This window comes from Thermostichus sp. OS-CIW-30, assembly GCF_054060215.1.
In genome coordinates, this window is record NZ_JBSSCZ010000006.1 from 115,170 (window position 1) to 123,743 (window position 8,574).

Here is an 8,574-nt window from a genome sequence, read left to right on the forward strand (position 1 = left end):
GGGCACTATCGACACCTCACCCAATCTAGAGGCCAATCTGACCGACGGGGCTCAGGGATCCTGTTTTCTTCACCTTTGCCGGCCCTGATTCAAGGGCAGCCCAAACTCTCACGGGTGGTTACACCGGTTATCGGGTGGGATCCCTCAGCTCGCTCACACAACTGCCGCTTTGCCGCCCGATCCACATAGGCTTCGCTGAAATCGGCGCCGGCAATCTGCGCTCCTTGCCAAACCGCCCGTGCGGCAATGGCTCCCGTGAGCTTGGCCCCTCTGAGATCGGCTCCTGCCAAATTGGCCAGATCCAAAAGGCTATTGCTCAAATCGGCACCGGATAGGTTGGCCCCCGCCAGATTGGCCTTGGTGAATGCCGCCCCCGAAAGGTTGGCCCCGTGCAGATCGGCGCCCTGCAGGTTGGCGCTGACAAAGCTGCTGCCCCGCCAATCTTGGCCGGATAGATCTTGACCTTGCAGATCGGCGTTGTTGAAGTTGAGACGGGCTTGGCTGCCCGCTATGGAGCCCCAGAGGAGCCAAAGCAGCAGAGTGGCCGCCAGCAGCATGCCCAGCTTCCCGAAGTCGCGCCAGCAAGTCGAGGCGTTGGATTTTGGGGCCATCGAGGATCCCTAGATTCTCTACCCCCATTCTTGCCGATTTTCCCCTTGCCCACTGAGAACTGGGATCATTGCGTTGCAGCAGAGACAGCCGTTATCCGCCGTAGGTTACATTCCGCTCGGTGGTGCGAAATTGCAGGATCGTCAGCCCCACCACAATGAGAAACAGGACGATGGATTGCGCGGCAGCCCTACCCAAATTGCCTGAAGACACTCCGATTTTGTAGATCTCGTAGATCAACACCGAGGTGGATCCGGAAGGGCCCCCAGCAGTCAGCAAGTCAATGGTGCCAAAGATATCGAAAAACGCATAGGTCATGTTGGTAATCACCAAAAAGAAGGTGATGGGAGAAAGCAGCGGTAGGGTGATGGCAAAAAAGCGACGCACTGCCCCGGCCCCGTCGATGGCAGCCGCTTCCAGCAAATCCTTGGGCAGGTTTTGCAGGCCGGCAAGGTAAAACAAAATGTTGTAGCCCATCTGCTTCCAAACGCTAGCAAAGATCACCACCCAAGGGGCCAAGTTGGGATCGCTGAGCCAGTTTAAACGGGGGATCCCCACCAGGCCCAGCAAATGGTTGGCCACCCCTCCCAAGGGGTTGAACATGATAAAGAAGATGATCCCGGCCACCGCCGGAGAAATGGCGTAGGGCCAGATCAGCAACACCCGATAAATCGCCGCCCCTCGAATCGGCTGGTAGGCCAGCGTGGCAATCAACAGGGATCCGCTCAACCCCAGCACCACGATGGCCGCCGAAATGGCAAAGGTAATCCCCAGGCTGCGCAGATAGGTGGAATCCGTCAGCAAAGCGGTAAAGTTATCCACACAGACGAAGCGGCTGCGCGGCGCCCCCACAAACGTGAGCAGGGTGGAAAGGCGGAAGGTATCCAGCCCTGGGTAGTAGAGAAACACCACCAAGATCGTGAAGGTGGGCAACAAGAGCAGCCACGCCAGCCACCACTGCTTAAAGATGCCCCTCTCCTGAACAGCTGGGCCGGGGATCCCCAGGCGGCGCTCCTGCTCCTTCTGCGTCCACGCCAACAGCGGCCAGAGGGGAATGGCCATGCCCGCCAGCACCAGCCCCACGCCAAAGGCCATGTCGATGGCCTTGCGCTCCGGCTCAAAAGTGCAAAAATCCAGGGGCGCCATAAAAATCAGGGATCCCAGCCCTCCTGCTAGGCCCCCCAGCACTGCCCCCACCGGCACAGGCCACTCGATGCGTCGAAAACGGAGCCCCATCCAGAGGGATCCCAGCAACCCCGCCAACAGGGGCAGCAGCACTTGGATGAATCCCAACATCGCCTCTCACCTCGGCTGTGCTCTTCACAAGAGCCTTATCAAAGCCCGGAAAGGGGCAGGCCGCCGCCCACCCCCATCCCTCAATAACACCCCTGGCCCATCGACACTGGGGCTACTGGTAAAGGGAGTTGTACTCGGCCAGAAGGCGGTTGGCCTCCTGGTTGGCCTTGGCCATGGCCTGGGCCGGATCCCCGCCTTTAAGCATCAGATCTTCCATGGTTTGGGTCACCACGTTGCGAATCTCAGGGAAGGCCCCCAGCAGCGCCCCCCGAGTGGCAGGGGTCACTTTGGAATTATTAATTTGGTCGCTGGCGGTGAAGAAGTTGGGGTTTTCCTTGAACCAGCCCTTCGACTCCAGCAAGGCTACCGAGCTTTTCCGAATGGGCAAGTAGCCGGTCACTTGGTGCCACTCGGCAGCATTTTCGGTGTTGTTCAGCCACAACATGAAGGTCAGCGCCCCCTCTTCCACCTCCTTGGGCAGATCCTTCACCAGCCAGAGGCTGGCTCCCCCGATCAAGTTCCCCGTCCAACCCTTGTCGGCGTTGTAGGGCATGCGGGTGGTGACCAGCTCGATGTTGTTCTGCTTGGCGGCATTGGTGATGTTGGCGGCATCGGCGCTGCTGGTGATGGCCATGGCGACGGTACCGGTCTGGATGGCCTGCTCGGTGGCTGCCCAATCCCGCTGCTTGCCGCTGTAGATGTAGTAGCCTTTGTCATACATCCCTTTCCACCAGGTGGCGATGGCAATTGACGGCTCCGAGTCCAAAAAGACCTGGGTGGCACGGGCGGCACGGCCATTGTCGTTGTTGGCCAAGAGGGCATTCTGCTGGGCCATCCATTGCTCGTAGAACCAGCCGTGATTGGGCCAGGTCACACAGCCCTGGGGAGCGTCGGGGAGGGCCATGATCTTTTGACAAGCAGCCTCCAGCTCTTGCCAGGTGGCCGGCGGCTTTTCGATCCCAGCCTTCTTCAAGATGGCCGTGTTGGAGTAGAGAATGGGGCTGGAGCTGTTCCAGGGCATGGAGGTAAATTTGCCATCCAGGGTGTAGTAGCTCACCACCGGCTCGATAAAATCGTCGAAATTCACCGGGATCCCGTTCACTTCGGTGCGATTGCCCAGAGCCTCGGCAATGGACTTGAAGTAACCAAAATCCCGTGCCCGTTGGGTGCCCACCTCAAACCACTGCACCACCGAAGGAGCAGCATTTTGTTGAATGGCCAGGTCGGTGGCTTGCTGAATTTCTTCGTAGTTGCCGTAGCCTTCGACCGTAACTTTGTATTGAGGAAATTGTTTGTTGAACTCTGCCGCTTTTTCGCGGGCCCAATCCAGGCGGTTATCGGTAAAGGCAATCCAAACTTTGACTTCGGCAGGAGACTGAGCAAAGCTGTCGGCAGCCAGAAGAGCAGCAGCAGACGCAGCCACCAGGCCAGCCGCAACAGCCAGGAAAGTACGACGGGTATTCATAGAAAGATGCAGTCGCATTCGCTAAAGGCACCTCTGAGATTACAGCACCGACATTAAGAGCAGGTTATGTCTGGCTGGGATCCCCTCGGGAGGTGAACCCTCAGGCCGAAGTCAGAGTCAGATGAGGTGAGCACCTAGCCTGGGTCATGATTGGCAATTTCTCAAGGGGTCTCGAAAAATGAGAATGAAAATGAAAACCGCAAGCTTTTGCCTGTTATTGGTTACTGCCCTCCTGATGGCGCTTGCTCCCTTTGCGCAGGCTCGCCCCCGTCAACGCACTCGCACAGCCACCACGCCAACGGCTGGATCCCTGACCCCGAGCGGTGAGCGCACCTTCACTCACTCCGGCACCTACACTCGCACCGGGCCAAGTGGCAGATCGGGTAGTGGCACCTATTCCGGCCAGGGATCCCGGCAATTCATTCCCGGTCAGGGGGTGGAAGGAGACTATTCCGGCCAAGTCACTACCCAACAAGGTCAGACCTGGAACCTGAACCATCAGCACACCACTACTCACACACATGAGGGTTGGCAACGGCAGGGCAGCACCACCCTGCAAAACGCCGAGGGCAAGACGGTGGGCAGCAGCTCGAGCCTTATCGAGGGCCAAGCGGGGCAAGGCTGGCAGCACAGCGGCCAATTCAACAATGCTCGCGGCCAAACCTACACCACCGAGTCGAGCAGCACACCGACCGGGCCAGGACACTGGCAGCGGGAAACTCGCGTCTTCAATGCCCAAGGGGATCTGCTCGGTGGCTCTGATACCGATGTGCAGTACCGATTTGTACCAGGGCAAGGCTGGGTGAAAACAGTAGAAGGCAATACCCTGAAAGGTCAACCGATCCGCCGCACCACCACAGTCGGCCCCAACCTGTGAAGAAGAACCTGAAGGGCACTTTAAGGGATCCCTTAGGATTTTGTGGGAGGAAGCGGGCGGACGGAATCGAACCGACAACAGCAGTTTGGAAGACTGCGGTTTTACCATTAAACTACGCCCGCACGGGCATTCAGCGATGCTGAATATCTATGGTAGCATCTCTCGGCGGTGCCCCTTCCCACTCAGAGTTTGGAGAAAAATCCATCTCCATCAGCGGGACAGACTTCTCCGGTAGGCTGGGCTTACTTGCTCTGGAGATCTTTCTGGCGTTTCCTTTGCCATTGGCGAAACTCTTTCTCGTAGCGTTCACCCTCCGTTTGGTAGGCGTTCCAGCCCTTGAGGGCAACGGTCAAGCCCCACCCCATGAGTATAAACAGCGACCAAGATAGCCCTCCACCGGAGAGCCAGTCTAAGCCCAGCAAAAAGCTGTTGACAATTCCATAGCGACCCAGCAGTTGGTAAAACTGCCGACGGCGGTAGCGCTGGAATTCTCGGTGTTGGCTGTTCAGCTCTTGCCAGGCCTTCCATTCCTGCTCGGCCAAGTCCAGCTCTTGGGGGGAGATCCCCAGTTCGGCAGCCATCTCCTGCAGTTGGGAGCGGGTGAACTCGCCCAGGCGTGGCTGGCGGGCAATGGCCCGCTGGAGGATCTGCTGCACGTCCTCTTGGCTGTACCGGGATCCCGACATTTGGCTGACTTACATATAACTTCGTAAACTTTATATCTCTTAGTTTGGGCTAGCTGGATCTTGCGCCTTATGAAGCTCCCTCCGCCGCGGGATCCCAACCGTTAGACTAAACCTAGACTGCGAGCCTCCTTCTCTGGGGTTAAGTGTCCCTGTACTGCCTGTGATCTGTGCTTGCCAGTAGGGTTATGGCCTCCACCCGCTCTAGATCTTACCTTCGCCAGAGTCGTACCTCCCTATTGAGCGATCTGCTGCAGGCTTTGCCGCACCTGCGCCCACAACTGTATTTCAAATCCTCTTTGGTTGCCCTCAGCCACGCCATTGAGGATCAGGTGCTGCAAGGGCAGGGATCCCCGTGGGTATTCGCTAACTTTCAAAAGGAGCGCTACTACCGCCAGGAGGCACGGCGCTACCAGCGCATCAGCGCAATGGCCCAAGACGTGTTTGTGTTGGCGACCCCAGAAAAGGATTTTGCTCAGACAGACCTGCCCTACCACACCATTCCCTTGGATCCAGAGGATCCCTTGGTGCAGGAGTGGCACTTGATCGTCATCGATGCCCACTATGCCACCTGCCTCGTGTGTCGAGAACGCTTGCAGATGCAGCGGGAGCGTCCTTGGCAAAGCAGCGATATGGATGCAGCTCGCCAATTTGATGGGATCTGGTCATTTGATCGTCAGATTACAGTCCAAGCGGCTTTGGCCCTGTTGCCCAAGATCCTCAGTTACCGACCGGATCTGGAACCTCGCCTTGAGCCCCTTCGCCAGTACCTCAAGGGATCCCCGCAAAACTCCGCCAGCCAACTGAATCCAGGCCCCTTTACCGAGCGGCTGATCACCTATCTCCAGGCAGGGCAATACAAACTGCAGCGGGCCTACCGCACCATTCGGGTGCAAGAGCGCAAAGAGCATCTGATCAACCGCATCAGCAGTGCCATTCGCCAGTCTTTGGATCCCGGCGAGATTTTGGCAATTGCTGTGCAGGAGCTGGGGCAGGTGGCAGAGGTGGGGCGATGTTTGATCTACCGTTACGATGGCCAGGCCCCTGCTGTTCAGATTGAGCAGGAGTACCGCACCCTAACGATGGGCAGCCTTAAGGGATCCCTGTGGCCTCTTCCCAGCAACCCTTTTTTGCGGGAGGCAGTAGCCTCGGCACAAGCGGTGTGCTGCGAGGATACCCAAAAGGATCCCCGCCTGCAGCGAGTGCCGGAGCTGTGGCAGCCGGCCCAAATTCGGGCTTGGGTGGCCATGCCGATTCTCTATCAAGGGCGGTTGCTGGGCCTATTGGAGCTACACCACGAACACCCTCACCGCTGGCAGCCGGCCACTCTGGAGTTGGCAGAAGCCATTGCCAACCAAGTGGGGGTAGCCCTCTTGCAGGCAGAAGCCTATCAGCACCTAGAAGAGCTCAATCGCCAGTTGGCAGCTCTGGATCAGGCCAAATCAGAGCTGATTGCCGTGACCGGACACGAGCTGCGCACCCCGCTGTCCACCATTCAGGTGTGTTTGGAGTCTTTGGCCAGCGACCCCGACATGCCCCTGGAGATGCGCCAGGAAATGTTGAACACAGCCCTGCAAGATGCCGATCGGCTGCGGGAGTTGGTGCAGGACTTTCTCACCCTCTCCAAGCTGGAAAGTGGTCGCGTTCGCTGGCATATCGAGCCGTTGTCTGCTCAAGAATGTGTGGAGCTGGCCCTGAGCAATGTCAAAGCGCGACGGCGGCACGAAGACTTGCCCACCATCGAGCAGGTGCTGCCCAAACGGCTGCCAATGGTTAGGGCGGATGGGGAGTGGCTGGTGGAGGTGTTGCGTAAGCTGCTGGACAATGCCTGCAAATTTACCCCTTCCACCGGACGGATCTGGATTCGGGCAGAAGTGGAGCCACCAGCCGGTGGATCGACGGGGGCGATGGTGAAGTTCACTGTTGCCGACACCGGGCGCGGCATTGAGCCAGACCGGTTGCAAGCCATCTTCGAGCGGTTTTATCAAGCAGAGGGATCCCTGCGGCGCTCGGTGGGTGGGACGGGCTTGGGGCTAGCCATTTGCCGACTGATCATTGAGGCCATGGGGGGGCGCATCTGGGCAGAATCGGGGGGGATCAATCAGGGCAGTGCCTTCCACTTCACCCTGCCGATAGCGCACCCACACACCCAAGGACAGCCCTCGATCGCTGCTTGAGACTCGAAAGGTGAAGGACCACCGGCCCACTTTGCCTCTGGGATCCACCTGGCAAATTCCAGCTCGAATATCAAATCCCACAAATGGCAATAAAGCTGTTCCCCAGCCCCCCTCTTCTTTGGCAGAAGGGCTGAGAGTGGTCGCGTCAGCGGCGCGGAGCGCTTGGGGAACGAGGTACCTATTGGGCGCGCCTCAAACGGGCTTGGAATGATCCGACAAACTCAGGCAGTGCTCCCGAATGGCTTGTAAGTTCAGGGCCAAATCTTGGCAAATGCGGCGCTCCACCAGACCGACAGGCATTCTGCGGGGAGGCTTGACCTGCAGGTGGTAGGTGAGCAAGGTTTGATGGGCCGACCAATCGGCCAGATCCCAAAACCCCTCGAAGATAAGAAAATCCCCTTGTGTTTTTTGGAAGCGAAGCTGCTGAGGAAAGATCTCCTCGATAGCCAGCACCACCGCAGCAGAAAATTGGGCAAATAAAACCTTTTGGGATCCCACTTGACGTACCAGTGTGCGGCCATTCTCACGGCCAATGACGCGACTTTCCACCAAGTTGGGAATAAACTCCGCCAGATGGTCGTAGTCGGTCAAAACCTGCCAGACCTGCTGCCGCTCCACCGGAATCAGGACGCGACCTCGCACTTGGCAGCGGCGCTCCCCCAAATCCTCCACCTCCACCTGGATGTCTGAGGACTCCGTCCCGCTGACGCCAGCAGGAATGGGGATCCCATCTTCTGGGGTGGGGTCTTGGGGATCCCATTCAGGGTCAGAAGGCATGGCGAGAACTTCAGTCGCGTAGGTGCTGTAGAGCAGTGCGGAAACCGGAGAGGGAATCGATTTTTGACTGGACAAACCATTCGCCAGCAGTTCCAATAGGCTGCCCCCCTGTGTTTTCTATTGTATCAGGGAACTGTATAGCAGATAACGAACTCTAGGGGAGAAGGGCCTGGAACCAACCGACGATCACCTGCCAAACCTGTTCTAGAAGGGTAAAGGGATCCCGCAACTCCTGCAGCACCTGCCGCGGGCCAATTCTAAAGACCATGTACAACACGGCCAAGATGATTACAATCCCCACCGTTGTCCAGATGGCCTCTCGAACCACCCGCACCCAAAAAACCAGCATAAAAATGGCGATGGCTACAGCGGCAACCAGCGGCAATGTGTCCAGTACCATCGGATCCCACCTCGTTTGGCTCAGATGTTTCAGATTTAACTCCACTGTAGCCAGCTTGAAGTAAACTACCCGACCCTGACTGCTTCGCAGTACAGGGCGGGCTTTCGGCAGCCCTGCAGTTGGCAAGCCAACCACGAACCTCTAGGCTGGTTTACGGCAGCCCCCAAAAGCGCAATCACCTTCGCACCATTCAAGTCCGCATCCCCTTCCCAACCGCAGTGCCCGCATTTGAACTGCTTACCCTTGCGATAGGATTGAGCGGAGTCGGGATGAATATGCAGGCACTTGTG

General features: G+C 57.9%; 9 protein-coding genes and 1 tRNA gene. 2 read left to right on the forward strand and 8 right to left on the reverse strand.

Going from position 1 to position 8,574, the window contains the following annotated elements; translation table 11 throughout:
• Positions 1–89: 89 nt before the first annotated feature.
• The 3 genes from ACVWZF_RS03970 to ACVWZF_RS03980 all read right to left on the reverse strand — a co-directional run bounded on the left by ACVWZF_RS03970 (position 90) and on the right by ACVWZF_RS03980 (position 3,370).
• Positions 90–611 (reverse strand): pentapeptide repeat-containing protein, encoded by a 522-nt coding sequence (locus ACVWZF_RS03970; RefSeq protein WP_414329417.1) that lies wholly within the window; start codon positions 609–611, stop codon positions 90–92.
• A 91-nt stretch (positions 612–702) separates the two neighbouring features.
• Positions 703–1,905 carry a carbohydrate ABC transporter permease gene (locus ACVWZF_RS03975; protein ID WP_414406447.1) on the reverse strand — a complete coding sequence of 401 codons (1,203 nt, stop codon included), beginning with the start codon at positions 1,903–1,905 and terminating at the stop codon, positions 703–705.
• 112 nt (positions 1,906–2,017) lie between these two features.
• Positions 2,018–3,370 carry an ABC transporter substrate-binding protein gene (locus tag ACVWZF_RS03980; protein ID WP_414342295.1) on the reverse strand — a complete coding sequence of 451 codons (1,353 nt, stop codon included), beginning with the start codon at positions 3,368–3,370 and terminating at the stop codon, positions 2,018–2,020.
• A gap of 235 nt (positions 3,371–3,605) precedes the next feature.
• On the opposite strand from ACVWZF_RS03980, the gene ACVWZF_RS03985 reads away from it, so the two are divergent.
• Positions 3,606–4,247: a hypothetical protein gene (locus ACVWZF_RS03985; RefSeq protein ID WP_457410890.1), complete on the forward strand. Its 642-nt coding sequence runs from the start codon at positions 3,606–3,608 to the stop codon at positions 4,245–4,247.
• A 51-nt stretch (positions 4,248–4,298) separates the two neighbouring features.
• Here ACVWZF_RS03985 and ACVWZF_RS03990 read toward each other — a convergent pair.
• Together ACVWZF_RS03990 and ACVWZF_RS03995 are read right to left on the reverse strand one after the other, a co-directional pair.
• Positions 4,299–4,369 (reverse strand) — tRNA-Gly (locus ACVWZF_RS03990).
• Positions 4,370–4,489: 120 nt separating this feature from the next.
• Complete coding sequence (locus tag ACVWZF_RS03995) at positions 4,490–4,933, reverse strand: 2TM domain-containing protein (RefSeq protein WP_011434035.1); 444 nt, start codon at positions 4,931–4,933, stop codon at positions 4,490–4,492.
• A 185-nt stretch (positions 4,934–5,118) separates the two neighbouring features.
• Here ACVWZF_RS03995 and ACVWZF_RS04000 point away from each other — a divergent pair, with 185 nt between their 5' ends.
• Positions 5,119–7,107 carry a DICT sensory domain-containing protein gene (locus ACVWZF_RS04000; protein WP_457394606.1) on the forward strand — a complete coding sequence of 663 codons (1,989 nt, stop codon included), beginning with the start codon at positions 5,119–5,121 and terminating at the stop codon, positions 7,105–7,107.
• A 192-nt stretch (positions 7,108–7,299) separates the two neighbouring features.
• On the opposite strand, the gene ACVWZF_RS04005 is transcribed toward ACVWZF_RS04000, so the two are convergent.
• From ACVWZF_RS04005 to ACVWZF_RS04015, 3 genes are all read right to left on the reverse strand, one after another.
• Entirely contained in the window at positions 7,300–7,884 is a 585-nt protein-coding gene (locus ACVWZF_RS04005) for an SRPBCC family protein (protein ID WP_011434033.1), read from the reverse strand.
• Positions 7,885–8,038: 154 nt separating this feature from the next.
• Positions 8,039–8,284, reverse strand: a complete 246-nt coding sequence (locus ACVWZF_RS04010; protein WP_457410892.1) for a hypothetical protein — start codon at positions 8,282–8,284, stop codon at positions 8,039–8,041.
• Positions 8,285–8,349: 65 nt separating this feature from the next.
• Positions 8,350–8,574 (reverse strand): zinc ribbon domain-containing protein (locus ACVWZF_RS04015; RefSeq protein ID WP_457410894.1); only part of this gene is annotated, 225 nt, incomplete at its 5' end.

What these genes read in the sequence shown, in the direction of transcription:
- ACVWZF_RS03970 (WP_414329417.1), bottom strand. Translation starts at nt 611, where the DNA reads ATGGCCCCAAAATCCAACGCCTCGACTTGCTGGCGCGACTTCGGGAAG.
- ACVWZF_RS03975 (WP_414406447.1), bottom strand. Translation starts at nt 1,905, where the DNA reads ATGTTGGGATTCATCCAAGTGCTGCTGCCCCTGTTGGCGGGGTTGCTG.
- ACVWZF_RS03980 (WP_414342295.1), bottom strand. Translation starts at nt 3,370, where the DNA reads ATGAATACCCGTCGTACTTTCCTGGCTGTTGCGGCTGGCCTGGTGGCT.
- ACVWZF_RS03985 (WP_457410890.1), top strand. Translation starts at nt 3,606, where the DNA reads ATGGCGCTTGCTCCCTTTGCGCAGGCTCGCCCCCGTCAACGCACTCGC.
- ACVWZF_RS03995 (WP_011434035.1), bottom strand. Translation starts at nt 4,933, where the DNA reads ATGTCGGGATCCCGGTACAGCCAAGAGGACGTGCAGCAGATCCTCCAG.
- ACVWZF_RS04000 (WP_457394606.1), top strand. Translation starts at nt 5,119, where the DNA reads ATGGCCTCCACCCGCTCTAGATCTTACCTTCGCCAGAGTCGTACCTCC.
- ACVWZF_RS04005 (WP_011434033.1), bottom strand. Translation starts at nt 7,884, where the DNA reads ATGCCTTCTGACCCTGAATGGGATCCCCAAGACCCCACCCCAGAAGAT.
- ACVWZF_RS04010 (WP_457410892.1), bottom strand. Translation starts at nt 8,284, where the DNA reads ATGGTACTGGACACATTGCCGCTGGTTGCCGCTGTAGCCATCGCCATT.